At 38.3% G+C, this 23,435-nt stretch carries 21 protein-coding genes and 3 pseudogenes; 19 read left to right on the top strand and 5 right to left on the bottom strand.

Translation table 11 applies throughout. The annotated features are described in order from the left end of the window. Nucleotides 1–69: 69 nt before the first annotated feature. From IGJ87_RS00370 to IGJ87_RS00400, 7 genes and pseudogenes are all read left to right on the top strand, one after another. Entirely contained in the window at nucleotides 70–1,008 is a 939-nt protein-coding gene (locus IGJ87_RS00370; protein ID WP_002288715.1) for a DNA-directed RNA polymerase subunit alpha, read from the top strand. A 27-nt stretch (nucleotides 1,009–1,035) separates the two neighbouring features. Next, nucleotides 1,036–1,416 (top strand): 50S ribosomal protein L17, encoded by a 381-nt coding sequence (gene rplQ, locus IGJ87_RS00375; protein WP_002288716.1) that lies wholly within the window; start codon nucleotides 1,036–1,038, stop codon nucleotides 1,414–1,416. 271 nt (nucleotides 1,417–1,687) lie between these two features. Next, complete coding sequence (locus IGJ87_RS00380; RefSeq protein WP_104889181.1) at nucleotides 1,688–2,527, top strand: energy-coupling factor ABC transporter ATP-binding protein; 840 nt, start codon at nucleotides 1,688–1,690, stop codon at nucleotides 2,525–2,527. After that, the gene (locus IGJ87_RS00385) at nucleotides 2,503–3,372 is read left to right on the top strand and encodes an energy-coupling factor ABC transporter ATP-binding protein (protein WP_002288722.1); all 870 of its coding nucleotides are present in this window, start codon (nucleotides 2,503–2,505) and stop codon (nucleotides 3,370–3,372) included. Before IGJ87_RS00380 ends, IGJ87_RS00385 begins: the two co-directional genes overlap by 25 nt. Further along, complete coding sequence (locus IGJ87_RS00390) at nucleotides 3,362–4,159, top strand: energy-coupling factor transporter transmembrane component T family protein (protein WP_002288724.1); 798 nt, start codon at nucleotides 3,362–3,364, stop codon at nucleotides 4,157–4,159. Before IGJ87_RS00385 ends, IGJ87_RS00390 begins: the two co-directional genes overlap by 11 nt. Nucleotides 4,160–4,361: 202 nt before the next feature. Then, nucleotides 4,362–5,108 carry a tRNA pseudouridine(38-40) synthase TruA gene (gene truA, locus IGJ87_RS00395; protein WP_002298563.1) on the top strand — a complete coding sequence of 249 codons (747 nt, stop codon included), beginning with the start codon at nucleotides 4,362–4,364 and terminating at the stop codon, nucleotides 5,106–5,108. A 663-nt stretch (nucleotides 5,109–5,771) separates the two neighbouring features. After that, a pseudogene (locus IGJ87_RS00400) lies at nucleotides 5,772–5,966 on the top strand (transposase); the annotation flags it as partial. A gap of 187 nt (nucleotides 5,967–6,153) precedes the next feature. On the opposite strand, the gene IGJ87_RS00405 reads toward IGJ87_RS00400, so the two are convergent. Next, nucleotides 6,154–6,930 (bottom strand): MBL fold metallo-hydrolase, encoded by a 777-nt coding sequence (locus tag IGJ87_RS00405; RefSeq protein WP_002301171.1) that lies wholly within the window; start codon nucleotides 6,928–6,930, stop codon nucleotides 6,154–6,156. Between the two features lie 122 nt (nucleotides 6,931–7,052). Between IGJ87_RS00405 and IGJ87_RS00410 the strand changes: the two are divergent. The 3 genes and pseudogenes from IGJ87_RS00410 to IGJ87_RS00420 form a co-directional block, all read left to right on the top strand. Further along, nucleotides 7,053–7,292, top strand: a pseudogene (locus IGJ87_RS00410) (Lrp/AsnC family transcriptional regulator); the annotation flags it as partial. Between the two features lie 156 nt (nucleotides 7,293–7,448). Continuing rightward, on the top strand, nucleotides 7,449–8,768 hold the full coding sequence (locus IGJ87_RS00415) for an IS1380-like element IS1678 family transposase (RefSeq protein WP_113848360.1): 1,320 nt from the start codon (nucleotides 7,449–7,451) through the stop codon (nucleotides 8,766–8,768). Nucleotides 8,769–8,973: 205 nt separating this feature from the next. Beyond that, nucleotides 8,974–9,144, top strand: a pseudogene (locus IGJ87_RS00420) (Lrp/AsnC ligand binding domain-containing protein); the annotation flags it as partial. A 380-nt stretch (nucleotides 9,145–9,524) separates the two neighbouring features. On the opposite strand, the gene IGJ87_RS00425 reads toward IGJ87_RS00420, so the two are convergent. Together IGJ87_RS00425 and IGJ87_RS00430 are read right to left on the bottom strand one after the other, a co-directional pair. Continuing rightward, nucleotides 9,525–9,863, bottom strand: coding sequence for an arsenic metallochaperone ArsD family protein (locus tag IGJ87_RS00425; protein WP_002317041.1), 339 nt, complete (start codon nucleotides 9,861–9,863; stop codon nucleotides 9,525–9,527). Next, nucleotides 9,860–10,399, bottom strand: coding sequence for a hypothetical protein (locus IGJ87_RS00430; RefSeq protein WP_002301170.1), 540 nt, complete (start codon nucleotides 10,397–10,399; stop codon nucleotides 9,860–9,862). Before IGJ87_RS00430 ends, IGJ87_RS00425 begins: the two co-directional genes overlap by 4 nt. 112 nt (nucleotides 10,400–10,511) lie before the next feature. On the opposite strand from IGJ87_RS00430, the gene IGJ87_RS00435 reads away from it, so the two are divergent. Continuing rightward, a complete protein-coding gene (locus IGJ87_RS00435; protein ID WP_002317547.1) occupies nucleotides 10,512–11,132 on the top strand; it encodes an AAA family ATPase in 621 nt (206 codons plus the stop codon). A gap of 90 nt (nucleotides 11,133–11,222) precedes the next feature. Here IGJ87_RS00435 and IGJ87_RS00440 read toward each other — a convergent pair whose 3' ends face one another. Then, nucleotides 11,223–13,892, bottom strand: coding sequence for a YfhO family protein (locus tag IGJ87_RS00440; protein WP_104889235.1), 2,670 nt, complete (start codon nucleotides 13,890–13,892; stop codon nucleotides 11,223–11,225). A 237-nt stretch (nucleotides 13,893–14,129) separates the two neighbouring features. Then, complete coding sequence (rpmB, locus tag IGJ87_RS00445; RefSeq protein ID WP_002290463.1) at nucleotides 14,130–14,318, bottom strand: 50S ribosomal protein L28; 189 nt, start codon at nucleotides 14,316–14,318, stop codon at nucleotides 14,130–14,132. A 269-nt stretch (nucleotides 14,319–14,587) separates the two neighbouring features. Between rpmB and IGJ87_RS00450 the strand changes: the two genes are divergently transcribed. The 8 genes from IGJ87_RS00450 to opp4B all read left to right on the top strand — a co-directional run bounded on the left by IGJ87_RS00450 (nucleotide 14,588) and on the right by opp4B (nucleotide 23,430). After that, entirely contained in the window at nucleotides 14,588–14,950 is a 363-nt protein-coding gene (locus tag IGJ87_RS00450) for an Asp23/Gls24 family envelope stress response protein (protein ID WP_002294298.1), read from the top strand. 51 nt (nucleotides 14,951–15,001) lie between these two features. Beyond that, complete coding sequence (locus IGJ87_RS00455; RefSeq protein WP_002301169.1) at nucleotides 15,002–16,684, top strand: DAK2 domain-containing protein; 1,683 nt, start codon at nucleotides 15,002–15,004, stop codon at nucleotides 16,682–16,684. Between the two features lie 116 nt (nucleotides 16,685–16,800). Continuing rightward, complete coding sequence (recG, locus tag IGJ87_RS00460; protein WP_002301167.1) at nucleotides 16,801–18,837, top strand: ATP-dependent DNA helicase RecG; 2,037 nt, start codon at nucleotides 16,801–16,803, stop codon at nucleotides 18,835–18,837. A 48-nt stretch (nucleotides 18,838–18,885) separates the two neighbouring features. Further along, nucleotides 18,886–19,887, top strand: a complete 1,002-nt coding sequence (gene plsX, locus IGJ87_RS00465; RefSeq protein WP_002289721.1) for a phosphate acyltransferase PlsX — start codon at nucleotides 18,886–18,888, stop codon at nucleotides 19,885–19,887. A gap of 121 nt (nucleotides 19,888–20,008) precedes the next feature. Beyond that, complete coding sequence (gene acpP, locus IGJ87_RS00470; RefSeq protein WP_002294295.1) at nucleotides 20,009–20,251, top strand: acyl carrier protein; 243 nt, start codon at nucleotides 20,009–20,011, stop codon at nucleotides 20,249–20,251. Between the two features lie 267 nt (nucleotides 20,252–20,518). Then, nucleotides 20,519–21,523 (top strand): ABC transporter ATP-binding protein, encoded by a 1,005-nt coding sequence (locus tag IGJ87_RS00475; protein ID WP_002287889.1) that lies wholly within the window; start codon nucleotides 20,519–20,521, stop codon nucleotides 21,521–21,523. Next, a complete protein-coding gene (locus IGJ87_RS00480; protein WP_002287891.1) occupies nucleotides 21,524–22,468 on the top strand; it encodes an ABC transporter ATP-binding protein in 945 nt (314 codons plus the stop codon). It abuts the gene before it with no gap. Then, the gene (gene opp4B, locus IGJ87_RS00485) at nucleotides 22,468–23,430 is read left to right on the top strand and encodes an oligopeptide ABC transporter permease (protein WP_002287892.1); all 963 of its coding nucleotides are present in this window, start codon (nucleotides 22,468–22,470) and stop codon (nucleotides 23,428–23,430) included. The genes IGJ87_RS00480 and opp4B overlap by 1 nt, the downstream gene beginning before the upstream one ends. The last annotated feature ends 5 nt before the right edge of the window (nucleotides 23,431–23,435 follow it).

The following is a 23,435-nucleotide window of genomic DNA, read 5'->3' on the forward strand; positions in this document are numbered from 1 at the left end:
TCATTTTGAGTTTTATCAGTAACGTCATTGAACAAGACACTTTTCGTTTTGAAAGGGGTAAAGATAAGAATGATTGAGTTCGAAAAACCAAGAATCGCAAAAATTGATGAAGAAAAAGATTATGGCAAGTTCATCGTTGAACCTCTTGAAAGAGGGTATGGGACTACTTTAGGGAATTCCCTACGTCGTATTTTATTATCTTCTTTGCCAGGTGCTGCCATCACTAATATTCAAATCGATGGTGTACTGCATGAATTCTCTACCATCAAAGGTGTTAGAGAAGACGTCACTCAAATCATCTTGAACATTAAAGGCTTAGCGCTGAAAATGTATGGCCAAGAAGAAAAAACCCTTGAAATCGATATTACCGGACCTGCTACAGTAACTGCTGGCGATATTATCGTTGATAGTGATGTAGAAATTCTTAACAAAGATATGTACATCTGTAGTGTCTCTGAAGGAGCTACGTTCCATGCTCGCTTAACAGTGAAACCTGGACGTGGTTATGTTCAAGCAGATGAAAATAAAAAAGAAGATATGCCAATTGGCGTTCTTCCAGTCGATTCAATCTACACACCTGTTCGTCGTGTGAACTATCAAGTTGAGAACACACGTGTTGGACACCGTGAAGATTTTGATAAATTGACGATGGAGATTTGGACAGATGGTTCAATTGAACCGTTGGAAGCAATGAGTTTGTCTGCGAAAATCATGACTGAACATTTGGATATTTTTGTGAACTTAACTGATGAAGCAAAAAATGCTGAAATCATGGTCGAAAAAGAAGAAACACAAAAAGAAAAAATGTTGGAAATGACGATCGAAGAGTTAGACTTGTCTGTTCGCTCTTACAATTGTTTGAAACGTGCAGGAATCAATACTGTACAAGAACTTACAAATAAATCTGAGCCTGAAATGATCAAAGTCCGTAACTTAGGACGTAAATCATTAGAAGAAGTTAAAGCAAAATTGCACGACTTAGGTTTAGGTTTACGTAAAGAAGATTAAAACCTTTTACGAAGGAGGGAAACCAACGTGAGTTATCGTAAACTAGGACGCACATCTAGCCAACGTAAAGCGATGTTGCGTGATTTAACAACTGATTTATTAATCAACGAACGTATTGTGACTACTGAAGCTCGTGCGAAAGAAGTTCGCTCAACTGCAGAAAAAATGATCACTTTAGGTAAACGCGGAGATTTGCATGCACGTCGTCAAGCTGCGGCTTTCGTACGTAATGAAGTTGCCAGCGTGCGTGAAGAAAATGAGGACATCGTCATTGAATCAGCTTTACAAAAACTGTTCAACGATATTGCACCTCGTTACGCAGAACGTCAAGGCGGATACACACGCATTTTGAAGACAGAACCAAGACGCGGTGATGGTGCACCAATGGTTGTCTTAGAACTTGTCTAAAATCACACTAATAACATCACTTTATAGATGATTCTTTTAGAGTGTTATGATGTTGGAAGATATTTTTCCGAGTCTAGCTCAGCGCTGCTCCTCAAGCGAATATCGCTTGGGGAGTAAGCACTCATCATAAAGTGTTTTTTTATACCTTCAATTACCTGTCATGACAGATATGTTTGAAGGCATAAAAAAACATTTTAAGCGAGAAATAATTGAAAATTTTGTCTTTTTTTGATAGTGTTAGTAGGAACTTTAGGATGAAGAAGGAGTAATCATGGAGCCAATTATTGAATTAGAAAAGATAAATTATAAATACCAGCCAGATGATCTTCGCCCCGCATTGAAAGATGTCTCCTTTACAATTGATAAAGGTGAGTGGATCGCTATTATTGGACACAATGGTTCAGGAAAATCGACACTTGCCAAAACGATCAATGGATTGCTTCTGCCAGAATCAGGGATCGTGAAAGTGGGAAATCAAATATTGGATGAAGAAAATATTTGGGCGATCCGACAGATGGTTGGAATGGTTTTTCAAAATCCAGACAATCAGTTTGTTGGTTCGACAGTAGAAGATGACGTTGCTTTTGGTCTTGAAAATCAAGGGATTCCCAGAGAAGAAATGCTAGTGCGTGTGAAAGATGCACTTGAGAAAGTTAGAATGGCTGAGTTTGCTTCACGCGAGCCTGCTCGTTTATCAGGAGGGCAAAAACAACGTGTTGCCATTGCCGGCGTGGTTGCCTTACGACCTGATATCATTATTTTAGATGAAGCAACCAGTATGCTAGATCCAGAAGGTCGTGAAGAAGTGATCTCTACGATCAAGAAGATCAAAGAAGAAAGTCAATTGACCGTTATATCTATCACTCATGATATTGATGAAGCAGCTAATGCCAATCGGATACTAGTGATGAGACAAGGCGAACTTGTCCGTGAAGGTACACCAAAAGAAATTTTTTCTGCTGGTCCTGAACTGATCGACTTAGGTCTAGATCTACCATTTCCTGAAAAACTGAAGAGCGCACTGAAAGAACGTGGGGTTGATGTGCCCAGTGAATATATGACAGAAGAAAGGATGGTGGATTGGTTATGGACATCCGTTTTGAACAAGTAGACTTCACTTATCAGCCGAATACACCATTTGAACAAAGAGCCTTATTTGACATCAATATGACGATCAAAGAAAACAGTTATACTGCATTAGTAGGGCATACCGGAAGCGGGAAATCAACCTTACTTCAGCATTTGAATGCGCTTGTTAAGCCAACAAGCGGTACAGTCCATATTGGAGAACGAGATATTCAGCCGGATACGGATAATAAGAATTTAAAGCCCATCCGAAAAAAAGTTGGCATCGTCTTTCAGTTTCCAGAAGCACAGCTATTCGAAGAAACGGTAGCAAAAGACATTGCTTTCGGTCCTAAAAACTTTGGTGTCAGCGAAGAAGAAGCACTAGTCCTAGCAAAAGAAACATTAGAACAAGTTGGGCTGGATGAAAGCTATTTGGAACGTTCGCCATTTGAACTTTCAGGAGGGCAAATGCGTAGAGTAGCAATCGCTGGTGTGCTTGCCATGAGGCCGGAAGTACTTGTATTGGATGAACCAACGGCAGGACTTGATCCCCAGGGTAGAAAAGAAATGATGGAGATGTTTTGGCGTCTTCATAAGGAACAGCAGATCACTATTGTATTAGTTACGCATTTAATGGATGATGTAGCCAATTTTGCAGATTATGTCTATGTGTTGGAAAAGGGACGAATCGTTAATAGCGGGGAGCCGCAAGAGGTCTTTCAAAACATTGAATGGCTAAAAGAAAAACAACTAGGCGTACCTACTGCCACCGAGTTTGCAGAAGAATTAATGGCTAAAGGGATGAACTTTGCTACCTTGCCTTTGACAGCTGAAGAATTAGCAGACGCTATCGTCCATTATGCTGGAGGAAATGCCCATGATGAATAAATTGATATTTGGTCGTTATATGCCTGGAGATTCCTTGATCCATCGATTGGATCCCCGAGCTAAATTATTAGCCAGTTTTTATTTTATCGGAATCATTTTTTTAGCAAATAATTGGGAAACGTACCTTTTGTTGGCATTTTTCACATTACTTTCTGTCTTCTTGTCAAAAGTAGATTTGAAATTTTTTATCCGAGGCATTCGCCCATTGATCTGGCTAATCCTCTTCACTGTAGCTTTGCAGGTCTTGTTTACAAGTGGCGGAGAAACTTATTGGAGTTGGGGTGTTTTCCATATCACTGAATTTGGTGTGATGAACGGCCTCTTTATTTTCTGTCGATTCGTGTTGATCATTTTTATGTCGACTCTACTCACGCTTACTACACCGCCTTTGGAATTATCGGATGCGATTGAGTACTTGCTTCGTCCATTGAAAGCCGTACGGTTCCCAGTCCACGAAATTTCATTGATGCTGTCGATTGCTCTTCGTTTTGTGCCTACATTGATGGACGAAACAGAAAAGATCATGAACGCTCAGCGCGCTCGCGGTGTTGATTTTGGTGAAGGAAACCTAGTTCAGAAAATGAAAGCAGTCATTCCTTTGCTGATTCCTTTATTTGTCAGCAGCTTCAACCGTGCGGAAGATCTTGCGACTGCTATGGAAGCAAGAGGCTACAAAGGTGGGGAAGGAAGAACGAAATATCGTGTATTGCATTGGCATAATAGAGACACGATGGTTATCATTGCTTTTGTATTATTAACTGTGCTACTGATCTTTTTAAGAGGATAAACGTTCAGTGGGCCGCTATCTATTCTTTTCTTGCTGATCTGTTTGCAAGAAAGGATGCGAGCAGTGTATGACAAGAAATATTAGGGTCTGTGGCAGACTAAGGTCACAGGCCTCTTTCTTTTATCTGAAAAGAAAGAACGAAAAAATTTTATAAAAAAATCATTATTCCAGATAACCTTTTAGGAACAAAGGAGAGAAAAACATGGTACGTTACAAAGCAATCATTGCATACGACGGAACAAATTTTAATGGATTCCAAAAACAGCCAAATGGGCGTACTGTTCAAGAAGAAGTAGAAAAAACATTACAAAAAATGGCAAATGGAAAAGAAATCACGGTCTTTGGTTCGGGAAGGACAGATGCCGGAGTACATGCGATTGGGCAAGTAATCCATTTTGATTATCCAGAGGAGCGTCCGTTAGAACGAATGCGTTTCGCGCTAGATACCCAGTCACCAGAGGATATTGCTGTAAGACAAGTAGAAATTGTTTCAGAAGACTTCCACGCAAGATATTTGGTCAAAGAAAAGACGTATCAATTTCGAGTGGATATAGGGAAACCACGCAGTCCTTTTCGACGCCATTATGCAAGTTATTTTCCTTACCCTCTTGATTTGGAAAAAATTCAGCGGGCGCTTCCTGATTTATTAGGGACTCACGATTTCACCTCTTTTTGTGCATCAGGAAGCTCGATAGAGGATAAAGTACGTACGATCTACGAGGCTAAGATGGAGGTAAATGAAACAAAAGACGAATTGTTGTTTACATTTAGGGGAAATGGCTTCTTGTATAAGATGATACGGATCTTAGTAGGAACGCTTTTGAAAATTGGCAATGGCCGATTGCCTGAAGATAGTATCCCAGATATTATTGCGAAAAAAGATCGTAATGCAGCAGGACCTACAGCACATCCTGAAGGACTTTATTTGTATGAAGTGAAATATGAATAAGAGGTTGTGACAGAAGTGGTCAGCTTCAAGAAATAAGAAGGAATTTACGAAAATTACTTCTCAAAATTTTGCAAAATTTCGGCTTATTTTCGAAGGAGCTACTTCTGGAACACCGTGAATCAGAGGTTGTGAAAAAGCTGCCCTGCATCAAGTAATAAGAACAACCAAACAAAAATAGCTCGTCATATTTTTCGTTTGGTTGGGCTTATTACCGCAGATGCAAGCTTTTGAACACCGTTTAAGGAAGAGGTTGTGAAATCAGCGTTTTGACCTGAGTATTAGAGAAACAAACGGAAAAATAGTTCCTCATATTTTGCCGTTTGTTGAGCTAATACCGAAGGTCAGCTGATTGAACACCGTTTAAGAAAGAGGTCGTGAGCCTGTCATTTAACTCTGAGTCACAAGTAACAATTTCAAAAAACAGCTTCTCATCTTTGATGAATATCGTGACTTGTGGACGAGGCGTTGATAAGTGAATCATCTTTTTGTTACCTATTTTTTCTGTAACCAAAAAACGATGGAACGTTGTTTTGATTGCCCTTAATGAGGACAGTCGGAACAGGTTTGTCATTTTTATATTTAAATGGCACAAATTTTTCTAATTATTTGTCATTTAGCGCTGAAAATTTTTGCTATTTATCTAAAAAAGTGATAACTACTTAAGATGAAGCAGAATATTTACGCCATACGGCATACAACCGCGAAAAATATAAAAAAAAGAAAACGATTGAACGCGTTTTTGCAGTCGCAAAGGAAAAGCATGGAATGCGCTACATCAAGTATCGAGACTTGGAAAACAATCAGGTGTATACGCTGATTGTTTTTGCTGCAATGAATCTGAAAAAGTTGTCCACTTGGCAGTTGGAACATATGTCTTCATATCTTTTATTATACAAAAATAGCAAAAGCACCAGTCTACACTCTTAGTAAAGAGGAAACTGATCCTTTTGTCTACATTCTTAAAGTACTTAAACTAAGTACTTTATTTTACTCTTTAGGATTGATACAGTAGCATCTATCCCTTTATTAATAATCTTTTATTTTTTTAAATAAAGATGTTGTCTCCATCTTCAGGCACTAAAACTTTTTCGGAAATTCCTTTTTCTTTATTGAAAGACTTTAATTCTTCTCTTGACAGTCCCCAATGGTTTACAGCTTCCATATGAACGGCAATAATTGTGGAATCTGGTATTGCTTTATGCAATTCATATAAATCGTCTTTCCCCATAATAAGAGATTCTCCAACTAAAAAATGATTATCTCCAGCATTTGCTACTATGATTTCTGGATTATACTGATCAATAGTTTGTTTAACAGCTTCATACCAAACTGTATCTCCTGTAAAGTATAGTGTCTTCTCAGTCGAATGTTTGAAAACAATACCGCAAACATTACCTACATAATTCAAGATTTCTCCTCTGCCATGTTTGCCTTTTGTTTTAACCAATTGTATAGATTCAAAAACTGTGTCTTCTCGTAGTACCTCCACATTTTTAAAACCATATAGTCGAATTTCATTCGCATCATTTTCATCTTGCACAAATAATTTTATTTCTTTAGGTAGGACCTCTTTCGCTATATCGTCCCAATGATCTAGATGTAAATGTGTTACAATAACAGCATCAATACCGTTGATAATATCTTCGACTGGCATTGGCAAATCAACTAGAGGATTCATTTGATCTTTTCTTGGTGATGGAAAAGGACCTTTCGAAATAAATGGTGGAAGTGTTCCTTTTTCCGCTAACATTGGATCAATTAAAAATTTTTTACCTCCATAGTCTAAGATAGCTGTTGCATTACGAATGTGATGTATATTCATAAACGTTGTCTCCTTTTTGTTGATATGAAATATTTTTAGTATAATTCAATTCCATACAATAAATAAACCGAACAAAAAAAGTCTTTTACTATTTTTACTTAATTTATGAAAGGTTGTTTACCATGTTAGACCAAACAGATATAAATATCATTGAGGAACTATCAAAAAATAGTCGAATCACAATGAAAGAACTTGGAGAAAAAGTACATTTGACTGGACCCGCTGTCTCGGCGAGAGTGACAAAACTAGAGGAAAGTGGAGTTATTGAAAATTATACAGTAAAATTAAATATGGAAAAGCTAGGGTTTTCGATTCACGCTTTTTTAATTATAATTACGCAAAATTTAAATCATAAACCCTATTCCTGAATAATTCATACTTTTAATTAAAACCATGTGAAACTGCCTCACGGCAGCTTACAATTACTTTTTCATCTTCACCCGTTAAGTGATGAAAAAAGAACCCCTTTCTGCTATGGTTAAAGTGACTAAACCAACCAAAAGAAAGGAGTTCTTTTCATGACTAGCTTACACAAAAACCAAGTAAAATTCAATTCAAATATCACTATTTCTCATACAGGTGGTCAATTATCGAGTGATTCGGGTCTCGTCCTAGTGAAAGAGCTGATGAACATCTTTGGTTTTTCTGAACTGGCTAAGCAACACATTCACATTGAAGACGAACGAGCGTATTTTACTCATGACAACTTATCCATACTTGAGCAGTTCATTATGCAATTAATTGCTGGTTACTCAGCTGATTCTGCAGCTAATCTCCTGAGACAAGATCCTGTGTTTAAAGCTGTTTTAGATAGGAAAGAACTCGCTTCTCAATCTTCACTTTCCCGATTTTTAGATCGACTATCTGAGGAGAATATCCATGAACTTCAAGCTTTGAACCAAGAACTTATCGATAAAGCACGCCTCATCCGTAATGATACGGAATTAATCATTGATTTAGATTCGACCCATTCAGATACATTTGGTCACCAAGAACAAACGAATTATAATACACACTACCAAACCTATGGTTACCATCCATTGGTAGCTTTTGACGGATTGACTGGTGACTTCTTAAAAGCTGAACTACGTTCAGGAAATCAATATACATCAAAAGGCGTAAAGGAGTTTCTCACACCTTTATTAGAGCACTATAATCACTCTCTACCAAACACTGACATCTTGGTTCGTGGAGACAGCGGGTTCGCTACACCTGGTGTGTATGATTCGTGTGAATCAAAAAAGAGTCATTATGTTATTCGACTGAAGAATAATCGTAGACTAGGTCAAATAGCTGAGAAATCAGTACTTTATGGCGATAATCAAAAGTGGGAAGAACGAGAAGTTCAGTACTTCTCGATCACTTATCAAGCACAATCCTGGTCACAAAGTCGTCGCGTGTGTATACGCTCAACACGTGAAGCGGGCGAACTACTCTTTCGACATGAATTTATCGTGACGAATCTATCAGAAAATGTTTCTCCTGATACCATCTTTTCTATCTATGCCAAACGTGGCACAATGGAGAACTTCATTAAAGAAGCGAAAGCTGGCTTTTACTTTGACAAAACAGACAGTCCTCGCTTTTTGGAGAATCATGTCCGAATGATGCTCAGCTTGATAGCTTACAACTTAGTCAACTTCTTAAGAACGATTGGCTTTGAAGAAGTCCAAAAGGGAATGACCATTCATTCTATTCGATTGAAGTTTCTGAAAGTTGCTGGGAAATTAGTCCAAACGGGTAGACGAGTCTATCTCAAATTATCTAGTTATCATGTGTATCAGAATGAATTCTACAGGGTCTTTGCTCGCCTGAGGCGAGCCAGTCAATGGATCTAATCCAACAATCTAACGATTTTTTTACTGGGAAGTTATCCAGGGAGAAGTATGCTCAAAATGCCTTACACCCAAAATTTATTCCTCAATATTTTTGAACAGTGAATGTTTGAAGTAACTTTTTAGTCAAAATCAGTTGATAGGGATATTAGTGATACATATTTCAATAAAATGTGCCAAAGAATTAAAGCTATGAATTATTCAGGCCTATTTATCATTTATTAAAAATCATGAAAAATTCTTGATTAGAAATTATAAGATTAGTGGAGGGGGCTGTTATCTTTTGGAATGTAGATTTACTTCAAAAAAATCAATGAACAGCTTTTTGGAACAGCTTAATGAATATGCGAATTATAAATTATCTATTGTTATAGATTAATAATAAAACTAGCAGATGGTAAAAATACTAATATGCGAGACACACATTCAACCATAACTATATAACTTATCAATTTAAAACTAAACTGATGGAAACAAGTAAGGCAAAAACATTTATATTTTGCCCTACTTATTTTTTTAATTAAATTCATTGATGATTCATATTTAGAAAATTCTATGAAGGCCAAATGAGTATCCTGTCACTTTTTTAGATAAATAGCAAAAATTTTCAGCGTTAAATGACAAATAATTAGAAATATTTGTGCCATTTAAATATAAAAATGACACCAAGTATATCATGAACGCACAAAAAGACCAACAGGGTATACCCTGTTGGTCTAAATAAATGTCAAATTCCGTTCTCAACTGTGCATATTCATTCTATGTTCCATGTACCCCATTATCCTCCTGAATACTCATTCCAATGTTAGTTAATTTTTCTAATTCTTCTACGCTTAGATAAGCGCCATATTTTACAATTTCCTCATCAATGACAATAATCGGTAAACTTTTCAAATCTTTTGTCTGCAACAAGTTAAGAATTTTAGGGTTGCTAATAAAAGGCAAGATAGAGTCACTTAAAAAATATAAATTTGTTTCTATCTGTTTATTCTTAATCCGATTATAAAACTCTTTTAGCATCGTATCCTCATGTAATGATTGAAAAACGAAGAGTCCTTCATCATCACTTCTATTTAAGACATAGTAAGAAATTATCATTTTCCTATTGTCAATCCTCCCGCAGTGCAAGAGACTGACCCTACACCAAATGTATTATAAACTTGCATAGCTAATTTTACACTGTAATATTGTCTTTTCCCAGTAAATGTAAAATACATTCCTCCACCATAACCATAAGAATTAGCTAGATTTACTGTTTGAGTATATGATTTTGCACTACCTAAACTCAAGCGTGTAGAAATACGATACATCGCCGAATTGGGACTTGTTATAATATATTCTGTCCGCCCCTGCGTATTAGTAATTTTTTTAGTAGATGCGGTTAACCGCAATACATTTGCAGAAAAACGTGTTTTCGGATCTTGAGGCTCTATCTTTTGAGTGTAAAAAGTATCTTTATCACTAAATCCTTTGGATTTGAAGTAACTTTGTTCTTCTGGTGTTAATTGACTAAAAGTTTTTGCCATTTCACTTGTTTGTTCAACCATCGTGCTAGCTTTAACTATATTTCCAGAAGTCCCAATACCAATAAAACCAAATAACAGAATAAAAAGTGCGCTAAATAATTTTTTCATAGTAATCACTTCCTAATTCATTAAATTTTGAGGAAAACGCTTTCTCAATCTCGATTATACATCTCCTTTTAAAAATGTACACCGTTATTTTTTTGAATATTCAGACTTTTTCTTGTTCTTGATAAATGCAACAGATGAAATATTAAGTGTAAATAAAGTTTTTTATACTGTACCAGCTGAAAAGATGTCTCGTGTCAGTTCGGATATTAACACAATAACTAGTAGAATAGGTCTGACTAAAGCAATGCATATGGTACTAAAATACAATCAAGAAGATCCTCCTGTGCCTAAAACCTATGAAGCAATTGACTTAATTATTGTCGATGAAATTGATCGTTTAAAGCTTCAGCATTTAGAACAGCTAAGAGATATTTACGATAGAAATGATCTGGCAATGGTTCTTATCGGTATGCCTGGTATTGAAAAAAGATTGTCTCGTTATCCGCAGCTTTACTCTCGCATAGGATTTGCACATGAATTTGATAACCTTAGTAAGGACGAAACACATCATATTTTGGAATACAAATGGGCAGATTTAGGAATTGATATCAAGCTAGAAGATTTTTCTGATTATGAGGCTATCACAACTATCATTAAGATCACAAAAGGAAATTTTAGGCTTATTCATCGTTTATTTGCGCAGATTGATCGGATTTTAAGAATCAATCAAATGGATAAGATCACTGTAGAAGTTGTCGAAGCAGCAAGAGATAGTTTAGTCATAGGTATATAAAAAACCACCAAAAATCAGGTGGTTTTTGTCATTTAAAGATTGAAATTTTTGCCATTTAAATAGAAGAGTGACACAGATTCCATCGTTTCTTTATTTTCTTCGTCTTCTTCTGTGTGTATTTCGCGGTTTTTCTTCTATTGCTGGATCAATCGTGCCATAAAAGGGGCGATTGCGGTCAAGGTACCAGACATAAAGAATAAACAATGCAATACATAGGACAAAAAGGATTGCACCTATCGTAAATCCTTCAGGCAAGTAACTGAAAGTGACAGTATGTTTACCTGCTGGAACTTTTATCATCAAGAATGCGTCTTTGAAATTGCTGACCTTGACTGGTTTCCCATCAATTTTAGCTTTCCATCCTTTGTCATAAGGAATAGTTGTCACCAACATGGAATCTTCAGCGGTATTTACAGTCCCAGAAGCTTTTCTGCCAGTGGCTTCCATTTCGACACCTTTTTCTTTGATCTGATTCATTGCGGCTTGATAGGCTACAACATCTAGACCAACGACTTTAGGCTCCATGAAACTTACTTCTTTCGTTCCATAAAAACTTGCAGTAAATGTCACTGTTGTCTCTTGAGGATAATAGCCAAGATCATAGTATTGACCAGAAATGTTGATTTGCGTTTTTCGCGATGTACCATTGACAGTGATCGTCGCACTAGAACTTTCTAATTGTGCAAAATTGGTTGGGAACAAACTTAAGTAAGCTTGTGTATTTGCAGGCACATGGACTTTCCAAGTGAGCTCTTTTGGCTGGTTATCTGCTGTTTCTGAGTAAGTGACGCCAGTCGTTGTCTTTGTGATCGTCGTATTCAACTGATTCTTCAAAGTAGGTGTATAGAATGTAAAATACTGTTCATTTAAACCAGACAATGTATTGATCAAGTTTGTCTGACTGGTCAAATTATCTGTCACTGGCTGCTCAACATCATTAACGGACAACGGTGCAGTAAATGCTAGTGGCAATGCATTGACATTCTGATACAGTGTATAGTCGCCACTTTGACCAGCTTGGCGGAAGCCATATTTACTGAACGTGCTTTCGTTTTTAGAAATGTTATATTTGATTCCTGTAAACCCATCCATTAGCAAAGTATTATTGTTATAACGGATATTCAAATTTGTCCCTCTTGAACGGAAACCTAATTTATCCAGGTAAGAGGAAGAATTACGATTTCTTATAGAAGAAAACAAACTGATACCACTGTAACCATAGTTGATCGAATCGTTTGCAGATACTGGATCCAGATTTTCCAAGCGGTAAAACGAGTCGGAATCTTTTTTTGTTTCATTTACAAGAGCTTTCAAGTCAGGATAAGGATCAGTATATAAACTGCGGGAAGCATAATTCCAATCATCAAGAATGCCATGGATCATACTGTTCGTATTGACCAGTGCTTCAGCAGACATGATCAATAATAACAATATACTCAGATGATTGAATGAAAGTTTTTTATGCTGATAAAATCCCACAGCAAAAGCATAAATCCCTAAGAAAACCACTGTCAATACAAAGGAAGTCATCGTCACATAGGTGTAGCTTCCTTCAGGTTTGATGCCCCATGCCACCGCAAAGAGAGCAGCTACGACCAAAATGATTCCTAACAACAGCCCACGATCGTCTTGTTCTATCTTTTCCCATCCTTTTCCTGCAAGCAGGAGCACTAAGAAAGAGAACAGATAGGCATAACGGAATAAAAACATATTCGGTGCATGCATACCATGCCAGAACAAATTCAATGGAACAAGATAGAAACTTGCGATAAGTATGGCGAAAAGACTGCCGTACAAAAATTTATTTTTCAACGGTACTTTCCGACTGGCAAAATAAAACAGACAGAGGACTAATGGTAGCAGACCTGCGTAAACGAACGGAATCGATCCGTATTTTGTCGTGTCATAAACACCAATCATATTTTTCATGATTAGATCCAGATAAGAAGTCGCTTCTGTTTTCAACGTAGTGATCTGACTCAGTGCCTCGCCATTTGACCGAAGATCCAGCACTGCTGGCAATACAATGATCATTGAAGCGCCGCCTGCCAGTAAAGAAGTGATACCATAAGGAACAATCGTTTTTTTATATTCTGACCAGTTTGTCAATAGACGGGCGATAAAATATAAGAAAGAAAATACGCCAATCATAAAACCCATATAAAAACTGGATAAAAACAAGAGTAAATAACTGATAAATAAAAGTTTCGGCCGTTTAAGATCCATAACACGATGAATCCCCAAAATCACTAATGGAAGATAAACAAATGCATCCAGCCACATGATGATCTCCGAGTGTGCAGTGATAAATGAGATCAATGCGTAACTGACGCTAAGTGCAACATGCCCCCAGCGAGGAATCTTGAACGTACGTGCAAGAAACCAAAAAGCCAATCCGGCACAGCCGACCTTAAGCAAAGTCAGAACATACAGTGCATCTGGCATCATCTGGTTTGGAAAAAAGAACACCAGTGGCGTGAAGATCCCGCCTAGATAGTAAGAAATTAAAGATAAATAATTCAATCCTAGAGAAGCATTCCATGTATAAAAAATACTTTGCTTTCCAAGAAGAACATTTCGGAAGCTGGCATGAAAATTAGAAAACTGTGAAAAGGCATCACTTGCCAAAATACTTCTGCTGCTTCCAGGATAGATCCCGATACTTAGATAAACAAGTGCTAAAATCAAAAACGGAATCAGGAAACTAGCTGCTGCGTAGCGTCCGTTTTCTCTAAAGAATGACTTTAAATTTTTTTTCATATTTATTTTCCACCAAATTTCTATGAAGTTGTATTCAGTTTATCATATCCTTGTTTTTCTCTGCTTAAAAAGAGTCTAGTTTTCACAAAAAAATAAAATTTAGAATAAATAACTTCATAATTTGTTCGTATAACAAAAATAAACGCAAAAAAAGGGTAGGAATCAAAAGTCCCACCCTTAAAAATTTTTATTAAATAAAAAACCGTTCACTATCTGAACGGTCCAAGTATCATTCAATTAAACGCGTTCAACTTTTCCTGATTTCAAAGCACGAGTTGACACCCAAACTTTTTTAGGTTTTCCGTCGACCATAACGCGAACTTTTTGTAAGTTAGGTTTAACAGTACGTTTTGTTGAGTTCATAGCGTGTGAACGGTTGTTTCCACTTTTTGTCTTGCGACCTGTAAAGTAACAAACTTTTGCCATGGTAATTTCCTCCTTTGCCTTGATTTGGAGCAATAGAATAATTCAGCTCATACCAGACTAACATATCATATAGAATGGAAATTTGCAAGTACATTTTCATAGATACAATTGACAATTGAGAAGAATAATTGTAAATTAAACAAGGTTATACCTGAAATTTTGCAAGGTTTTTGAGTACTTTGGGTAACTGCCTTTTATTTCAAGTTGCGCTATGATAAAATATGATAGAAGAAAAATGGGAGTTTTTTACCCGTTAAGGAGGCTCATTCATGGCTGTAAAAATTCAAACGTCAGCTGGAACCATTGAAATTACCAATGATGTAATTGCAACAGTTGTTGGTGGCGCCGCGACAGATGTGTTCGGTGTTGTAGGAATGGCCAGCAAAAATCAAATTAAAGATAATATTACTGAGATTTTGCGTAAAGAAAATTACTCAAGAGGAGTAGTTGTCCGCCAAGAAGATAATGGTATTGCTGTAGATGTTTATACGATTATCAGCTATGGTACGAAAATCTCTGAAGTTTCCCGCAACGTCCAAGAAAAAGTGAAATACAATCTAGAGGCATTATTAGGCGTAACTGCCAATTCAGTTAATGTCTTTGTACAAGGTGTTCGTGTACTGCCAGACTAGGCAGGAGACTGGCTGGTAACTCAGCAGTCGATCTGAAGGAGGATTATCTAGGTGAGTGTAACAGAAATAAGTGCAAGCCAGTTCCAGGAAATGGTCCAGGCAGGTGCGAATCGTCTGCAAGTAAATGCAGAATACGTCAATTCATTAAATGTATTCCCTGTGCCAGATGGCGATACGGGAACAAATATGAATCTATCTATGACTAGTGGAGCTAAGGCAGTAGTAGATTCAACCTCAGAAAAAGTAGGAGAATTAGCAGCAATGCTTTCAAAAGGATTGCTGATGGGTGCGCGCGGAAATTCCGGCGTTATTTTGTCTCAATTGTTTCGTGGATTTTCTAAGCAAATTCCAGATGTTGTCTCATTAAATGCTTCCGATCTTGCTGCAGCCTTCACTCATGGAGTTGAAACTGCGTATAAAGCAGTAATGAAACCAGTAGAAGGAACGATTTTGACAGTAGCTAGAGAAGCAGCGAAAGCTGGAGAAAAGAAAGCAAAAAGTACTGATGATGTCGTTGAAGTAATGACAGCTGTTGTAAAAGGGGCAAAGCGTGCTTTAGCTAAAACTCCAGACTTGCTTCCAGTCCTAAAAGAAGTCGGTGTCGTAGACAGTGGAGGGCAAGGACTGCTGTTTGTTTATGAGGGCTTTTTAAGTGCATTGAATGGAGAATTCCAAGCGGATGAAACATATGAACCTTCTCCAGCAGAAATGGATGATATGGTCAATGCAGAACATCATCGCAGTGTCCAAGGTCAAATGGCGACAGAAGATATCCATTTTGGTTACTGTACAGAAATCATGGTAAAAATCGGAGAAGGACCTACAGTCGATAGTACATTCGATTACGAAGAATTCCGTAACTATTTAGATGGTATAGGAGATTCTTTACTTGTGGTCAATGATGACGAGATCATCAAAGTCCACGTGCATACAGAAAACCCAGGAGAAGTCTTGAATTATGGACAAAAATTCGGTTCATTAGTCAAAATCAAAGTCGACAACATGCGCTTGCAGCATGAGACGATTTTGGAACACGATGAAGAAGTGAACGAGTTTGCGAAAAAAGAAACACCACGTATCCCGTATGGTATCGTAGCGATCGCTGCTGGTAAAGGCGTCCAAGAGCTGTTTGAAAGTTTAGGCGCTAATTATGTTATCAGTGGTGGGCAAACAATGAATCCAAGTACGGAAGACATTGTTAAAGCGATTCAAGAAGTAAACGCAGATAAAGTGATTGTTTTGCCAAACAATAAGAACATCTTCATGGCAGCTGATCAAGCAGCAGAAGTAGCAGATATCCCAGTAGCAGTTGTTCCTTCAAGAACGATTTCCCAAGGATTGACAGCTATGCTTTCATTCAATGATCAAGCTTCTTTAGAAGAAAACAAAGAAACGATGACAGAAATGTTGTCTAGCGTTGTGAGCGGTCAAGTCACTCACGCGATCAGAGATACCTCAATTGACGGTGTAGAGATCAAAGAAGGAGACTTTTTGGGCATGATCGATGGAAAAATCCTGATCTCTAACCCAGATATCACAGCAACAGCGTTAAGTACACTAGAACAAATGATCAATGAGGACACAGAGATCGTAACGATCTTGGCAGGTGATGAAGGAACAGTTGAACAAGCAAATGAATTTGCTGAGAAACTAACAGAAAAACATCCTGATTTGGAAATCGAGATCCACCAAGGAGATCAGCCTGTCTATCCTTATCTATTTTCTGCTGAATAATTTCTGTGTCAGAATATCTTTCTAACACAGTATTCATTCATAAAAGGCCTTCGGTTAGTGATCAGGTATGATCGCTGACCAAGTCCTTTTTTTGTTAAAGGAGGGAGGAAAAATTTATGCGTTCTTTAGATGATCCAATCACTATGCTGGCAGGAGTCGGAGAAAAAAGAGCAGCTAGTCTTGCCAGCTTGGGCATCCAAACGATTGAAGACTTACTGACTTATTATCCTTTCCGCTACGAAGATATTCAGGAAAGAAATCTAAACGAGATCCAAGATCAAGAAAAGGTTACTTTGAAAGGAATCGTAGTCTCGCCTCCTGTGATGAATCGATTTGGTTATAAAAAAAGCCGATTGCAATTTCGTATGATGCAAGAACATGATGTGTTCAACGTTTCTTTTTTTAATCAACCTTATCTAAAAGAAAAAGTCATTTTATCGGAGGAAATCGCCGTATACGGTAAATGGGATGCAAAGCGTAAAGCATTGAACGGGATGAAGATTTTAGGTTCTCAAACAATGGATGACTTTTCGCCGATATATCACGTCAACAAATCAATTCGTCAAACGACATTAGTTGATCTAATCAAAAAAGGGTTTCAAGAATACGGCACATTGATTGAAGAAAATCTGCCAAACAACCTTGTGGAGAAATATCGACTGCTTGACCGAGCTTCTGCTGTAAGAAGTATGCATTTTCCAAAAGACCACGAAGAAAACCATCAAGCCAAACGACGTGTCGTTTTTGAAGAGTTCTTTTTATTTCAAATGCGTCTTCAAGGATTGAAAAAAGCAGAAAAAGCAGAAACGAATGGTTTGGAGATCCTTTATGATGTCCAAAAATTGAAAGAATTTACTCAAAAGCTACCTTTTGAACTGACAAATGCACAAAAACGTGTAACGAATGAAATCTGTCGGGATCTTCGCAGTCCGCAGCATATGCAGCGACTTTTGCAGGGAGATGTAGGTAGCGGAAAAACAGTGGTTGCCGCGATTGCGTTATACGCTACCGTTACAGCAGGTTTCCAAGGTGCGTTGATGGTGCCTACAGAAATCTTGGCACAACAACATATGGAAAGCTTGCAACAGCTGTTTGATCCCAATGAAGTAACCATCGCATTGCTTACGGGGTCAACGAAAGCAAAAGAACGTCGTGAGCTCCTTGAAAAACTAGAGCAAGGGGAAATTAACATCGTGATCGGCACACATGCATTGATCCAAGATGGAGTCGAATTTCAGAATTTAGGTCTAGTTATTACGGATGAGCAGCACCGTTTTGGCGTGAACCAGCGGAAAGTACTTCGTGAAAAAGGCTGGCGACCAGATGTCTTATTTATGACAGCGACTCCGATTCCTAGAACATTAGCTATTACAGCATATGGTGAGATGGATGTATCTATCATTGATGAACTTCCAGCTGGACGTATCCCGATCGAAACACGCTGGGTAAGAACACCTCAATTGGACAGTGTACTGGATTGGACGAAAAAAGAACTGGCAAGAGGACATCAAATGTATGTCATCTGTCCGCTGATTGAAGAATCAGAAGCATTAGATGTAAAAAATGCAGTGGAAATCTATGAAAAACTTCGTGAACTATTTGCACCAAAATATGAAGTTGGCTTGTTACATGGTAAAATGAAGAATCAGGAAAAAGAAGTAATCATGGAAGCCTTCAAAGACAACCAGATGCAGATATTAGTTTCGACTACTGTAATTGAAGTAGGGGTAAACGTGCCGAACGCGACCGTCATGCTGATCATGGATGCGGATCGATTTGGATTGGCACAGCTGCATCAACTTCGTGGACGTGTTGGACGCGGAAGTGATGCTTCCTACTGTATCTTAGTTGCTAATCCTAAAAATGAACTAGGTGTGGAACGGATGAAAATCATGACAGAGACCACCAATGGTTTTGTACTAAGCGAAAAAGATCTGGAATTACGTGGTCCTGGTGAAGTATTTGGCTTCCGTCAATCTGGTCTGCCTCAATTTGCGATTGCTGACTTGGTGACGGATGGAAATGTTTTGGAGGTAGCCAGAGAAGAGGCTGCAGCCCTTTGGCAGATAAAGGATTGGCAGATGCTTCCTGAGTATCAGCCTTTAGCGCAAAGCCTCCAAATAGAAAATCAGGATAATCGTTATTTCGATTAGCAGACTGTGCTATACTTTATACTGATGACGGAAAAAGGAGTGGAAACAATGAAAATTGCCGTAGATGCAATGGGCGGAGATCACGCACCTCAAGCAATTGTAGAAGGCGTGGCTTTAGCGCAGCAAGATTTTCCAGAAGTAGAATTCTTACTTTACGGAAAAGAAGCAGAAATCAAGAAATACTTAACAAATGAAAAAAACATCACGATTATCCATACAGACGAAAAAATCAATAGTGATGATGAGCCAGTAAAAGCAATTCGACGAAAAAAGACTGCATCAATGGTCCTTGCTGCACAAGCAGTGAAAAACGGTGAAGCAGATGCTGTATTTTCAGCAGGGAATACAGGCGCGCTACTAGCAGCAGGGTTGTTCATCGTAGGACGTATCAAAAATATCGAACGCCCTGGCTTGATGTCTACCTTGCCAGTAGTAGGGAAAGAAGGTGCCGGTTTCGATATGCTGGATCTTGGCGCTAACGCAGAAAACAAACCAGAACATTTGTTGCAATACGGTATTTTAGGTTCTTTTTATGCACGTAAAGTCCGAGGTATCGGACGTCCTCGTGTCGCACTCTTAAACAACGGAACAGAAGCAACAAAAGGTAGTGAAGTGACGAAAAAAGCCTATGAACTCCTTCAGAATGAAACAAGCTTGAATTTTATTGGAAACGTAGAAGCTCGTGAGCTACTCAATGGTGTGGCTGATGTAGTGGTCACAGATGGATTTACAGGCAACGCTGTTTTGAAATCTATTGAAGGAACAGCAATGAATATGATGAATCTATTAAAATCTGCTATTCTAAATGAAGGGATCAAAGGAAAAATGGGCGCTATGCTTTTAAAAGACGGCTTACGTTCTTTGAAAGCAGAAATGGATTATTCCAAACATGGCGGTGCCGTTTTGTTTGGCTTGAAAGCACCAGTCATTAAAACTCATGGAGCAACAGGCCCCGATGCTGTTCGCTATACGATCCGCCAAATCCACACAATGCTTGAGACAGATGTAGTTGGACAATTAGTCGAACAATTTGAAAAAAGCGAAGAATAGTATTTGGATATCTGAAGCAATCCGTTCCATTGAAAAAAAGGTGGACATTCCTGAAAAATGCCAGTAAAATTAGCCATGGTGTAGGTAATTGACAAGTGTATGATTCTTGGAGGTGAAAAAGTTGACTCGCGAAGAAGTATTTAACAAAGTAGCGAAAATTATTTCAAATCATTTTGAGATAGATACCGATAAAGTGACGGATGAATTGAACATCAAAGATGATTTAAAAGCTGATTCAATTAGTATTATGGAATTCGTTTTAGAGCTTGAAGATGAATTCGGTACGGAAATTTCAGATGAAGACGCTGAACAAATTGAAACAGTCGGTGGCGCAGTAGATTATATCAGCAGCCATCTTAAATAATTTCAAATAAAAGCAAAGAAGGATAAAAAGCTGCATACAGCTTTTTATCCTTCTTTTTTTAATCTTTTTGACACGTAAAAGTCATTTTTCTGATAATTCTGGCGATAAACAGAAATTATGTTGCAAAGTAAAGCGATTTTCTATATAATTATTAATAATTCATTACACAAAGATAAGAATAACCTTTGTTATAAAACGCTTTATTCTGTGTAATGTCCTTTTTTATTAAGAAAAACTTCCATTTAGGAAGCAGAGAGGGGTATTCGATTGTCCGATAACCAATTATTAGAAGTTCAGAACCTACATACAGGATTCCGACTCAAAGATGACTATTACGATGCAGTAGATGACGTTTCATTTACTTTAGACAAAAACGAGATTTTAGCAATCGTTGGGGAATCTGGGTGCGGGAAAAGTACCTTGGCTACTACGATTATGGGATTACTTGATCCTAATAACACAAAAATTACAGGTGAGATTTTATATAACGATCTGAATTTAATCGACCTGAACGAAACGCTCTATAATAAAATCCGCGGAAATGATATCGGAATGATTTTCCAAGATCCGTTGTCTGCATTAAATCCTCTCATGAGAATCGAAGACCAGATCAAAGAAGGACTTTCCTATCACACAAAGATGAATGCAGAACAGCGTCAAGCTCGTGCACTAGAATTGCTAGAACAAGTAGGGATTCCTAATCCTGCGAGAGTTGGACGCCAATATCCCCATGAACTATCAGGCGGTATGAGACAACGTGTCATCATCGCAATCGCAATCGCCTGCAAACCTCCAATCGTCATTGCAGATGAACCGACGACAGCCCTAGATGTAACCATCCAAGCACAGATTCTTGATTTACTGAAAGACCTTCAGGAAGAAACAAAAACAGGGATCATCTTGATCACTCATGACTTAGGAGTCGTAGCAGAAATGGCTGATCGAGTAGCAGTGATGTATGGCGGACAGTTCGTTGAAGTAGCAGGTGTAAAAGAACTGTTTGATCATCCTAAGCATCCTTATACACGCTCTTTACTGAACTCTATACCACAAGAAGGAAATCATGATGCAGAACTCCATGTGATCGAAGGTGTCGTTCCTTCTCTGAAAAACATGCCTCGTAAAGGTTGTCGGTTTGCACCACGTATTCCATGGATACCAGCAAGCGATCATGAAGAAGAGCCTATCCTTCATGAAGTCGCACCGAACCACTTGGTACGTTGCTCCTGCTATAAGCATTTCCACTTTAGAGACGAAAAAGGAGAGGTGTAGATGACAGAATTAATCACAATCAAAGACCTGAAAGTTCATTACCCTATTCGCAGTGGATTCTTCAATCGAGTAACGGATCATGTATATGCTGTAGATGGTGTGGATTTTATTATCGAAAAAGGAAAGACATATGGTTTAGTGGGAGAGTCTGGCTCTGGAAAATCTACTACGGGAAAAGCCGTTGTGGGATTAGAAAAGGTGACAGCCGGACAAATCATGTATGAAGGAAAAGATGTAACGAAGCGAAGCAACCGCAAAAAAATGGGTTATAACAAGGATGTGCAGATGATCTTCCAAGATTCAATGTCCAGTTTGAATCCTAAAAAGCGAGTGTTGGATATCATTGCTGAACCCATCCGAAATTTTGAACGGTTAAGCGATCAAGAAGAAAAGAAAAAGGTAAAAGGACTGCTAGATATCGTTGGGATGCCGGAAGATGCGCTATATAAATATCCTCATGAATTTTCAGGCGGACAACGTCAACGTCTAGGAGTAGCCCGTGCTGTTGCTACCAATCCAAAACTGATCGTAGCCGATGAACCTGTATCTGCTCTGGATCTATCTGTTCAAGCGCAAGTATTGAATTTCATGAAACGAATCCAGCAAGAATACGGCCTCAGCTATTTATTCATTTCACATGATTTAGGTGTAGTAAAACACATGTGCGACAATATCGCAATTATGTACAAAGGTCGATTTGTAGAAATCGGTACAAGAGAAGACATTTATAATGACCCGCGACATATCTATACGAAACGTCTGCTTTCAGCTATTCCGCAAATCGATGTAGAAAATAGGGAAAGCCACAAAGAAAATCGACGAAGAGTAGAACAAGAGTATATCCAAAACCAAAAAGAATACTATGATGCGACTGGTCGAGTCTACGATTTGCGTACGATCACAACTACACACAAAGTGGCGTTGAAAGATGGAGGTGCAAGCTAATGTGGAAAACGATTCTGCGACGTGTTTTATTGATGATCCCGCAAGTTATTATTTTAAGTGTTCTGATCTTCTTATTAGCCCAAGCGATGCCGGGGGATCCATTTACCGGTTTGATCAATCCAAATCAGGATCCGGCAGTGATCGAACAGATGCGACAAGCAGCTGGCTTGAATGACCCATGGTATGTCCAGTACTTCCGTTGGATCGGAAATGCTTTGCAAGGCGATTTTGGTCAAAGTTTCTTATACAAACGCTCTGTTGCTGACTTGATCGGCGAACGGATCATCAACACTTTATATCTATCGATCTTGACAGTTGTCCTTACTTATTTGATTGCTGTGCCTCTGGGGATGCTTGCTGGCCGGTATCAAAATTCAATCTTGGATAAGATTGTCGTAATCTACAACTTCTTTAGTTTTGCTGTTCCTTTATTTATCTTCGGCTTGATCATGCTATTTGTTTTTGGTTATCGTTTAGGCTGGTTCCCAACAAGTGGATCACAAACACTAGGTTTGCAAGGTGGATTTATCACTCAATGGATAGACCGTTTGAAATATATTCTGTTACCATCAATTACCCAAGCATTTTTGGCGACTGCCGTCACAATCCAATATCTGCGAAGTGAAGTAATCGATTCGAAATCGCTCGATTTTGTCAGAACAGCCCGTTCCAAAGGGGTACCGACGAATAAAGTATTCAGTCGACATATTTTCCGAAATGCAGCGTTGCCGATGGCTTCTCAAATGGGGTATGAAATCACTTCGTTGATTGCTGGTTCTGTAGTTATCGAAAAGATTTTTGGTTATCCGGGAGTCGGAAAACTATTTATTGATTCCATCGGCCAACGGGACTATACCGTGATCACATCCTTAGTATTGATTTTAGGAATCGCGACGCTAGTGGGGACATTACTTTCAGATATCATCATGAGTATCGTTGACCCGCGTATTCGGATTCAATAAAACCA

Origin of the sequence: Enterococcus sp. DIV1411a (assembly GCF_050531945.1) — a bacterium.
Taxonomy (GTDB): Bacteria; Bacillota; Bacilli; order Lactobacillales; family Enterococcaceae; genus Enterococcus_B; species Enterococcus_B faecium.

Excerpts from the sequence above, each read along its gene's own strand:
- IGJ87_RS00385 (WP_002288722.1), top strand. The coding sequence starts at position 2,503 with ATGGACATCCGTTTTGAACAAGTAGACTTCACTTATCAGCCGAATACA.
- IGJ87_RS00425 (WP_002317041.1), bottom strand. The coding sequence starts at position 9,863 with ATGATAATTTCTTACTATGTCTTAAATAGAAGTGATGATGAAGGACTC.
- truA (WP_002298563.1), top strand. The coding sequence starts at position 4,362 with ATGGTACGTTACAAAGCAATCATTGCATACGACGGAACAAATTTTAAT.
- IGJ87_RS00390 (WP_002288724.1), top strand. The coding sequence starts at position 3,362 with ATGATGAATAAATTGATATTTGGTCGTTATATGCCTGGAGATTCCTTG.
- IGJ87_RS00370 (WP_002288715.1), top strand. The coding sequence starts at position 70 with ATGATTGAGTTCGAAAAACCAAGAATCGCAAAAATTGATGAAGAAAAA.
- IGJ87_RS00415 (WP_113848360.1), top strand. The coding sequence starts at position 7,449 with ATGACTAGCTTACACAAAAACCAAGTAAAATTCAATTCAAATATCACT.
- opp4B (WP_002287892.1), top strand. The coding sequence starts at position 22,468 with ATGTGGAAAACGATTCTGCGACGTGTTTTATTGATGATCCCGCAAGTT.
- IGJ87_RS00480 (WP_002287891.1), top strand. The coding sequence starts at position 21,524 with ATGACAGAATTAATCACAATCAAAGACCTGAAAGTTCATTACCCTATT.
- recG (WP_002301167.1), top strand. The coding sequence starts at position 16,801 with ATGCGTTCTTTAGATGATCCAATCACTATGCTGGCAGGAGTCGGAGAA.
- plsX (WP_002289721.1), top strand. The coding sequence starts at position 18,886 with ATGAAAATTGCCGTAGATGCAATGGGCGGAGATCACGCACCTCAAGCA.
- IGJ87_RS00380 (WP_104889181.1), top strand. The coding sequence starts at position 1,688 with ATGGAGCCAATTATTGAATTAGAAAAGATAAATTATAAATACCAGCCA.
- IGJ87_RS00440 (WP_104889235.1), bottom strand. The coding sequence starts at position 13,892 with ATGAAAAAAAATTTAAAGTCATTCTTTAGAGAAAACGGACGCTACGCA.
- IGJ87_RS00430 (WP_002301170.1), bottom strand. The coding sequence starts at position 10,399 with ATGAAAAAATTATTTAGCGCACTTTTTATTCTGTTATTTGGTTTTATT.
- rpmB (WP_002290463.1), bottom strand. The coding sequence starts at position 14,318 with ATGGCAAAAGTTTGTTACTTTACAGGTCGCAAGACAAAAAGTGGAAAC.
- IGJ87_RS00450 (WP_002294298.1), top strand. The coding sequence starts at position 14,588 with ATGGCTGTAAAAATTCAAACGTCAGCTGGAACCATTGAAATTACCAAT.
- IGJ87_RS00405 (WP_002301171.1), bottom strand. The coding sequence starts at position 6,930 with ATGAATATACATCACATTCGTAATGCAACAGCTATCTTAGACTATGGA.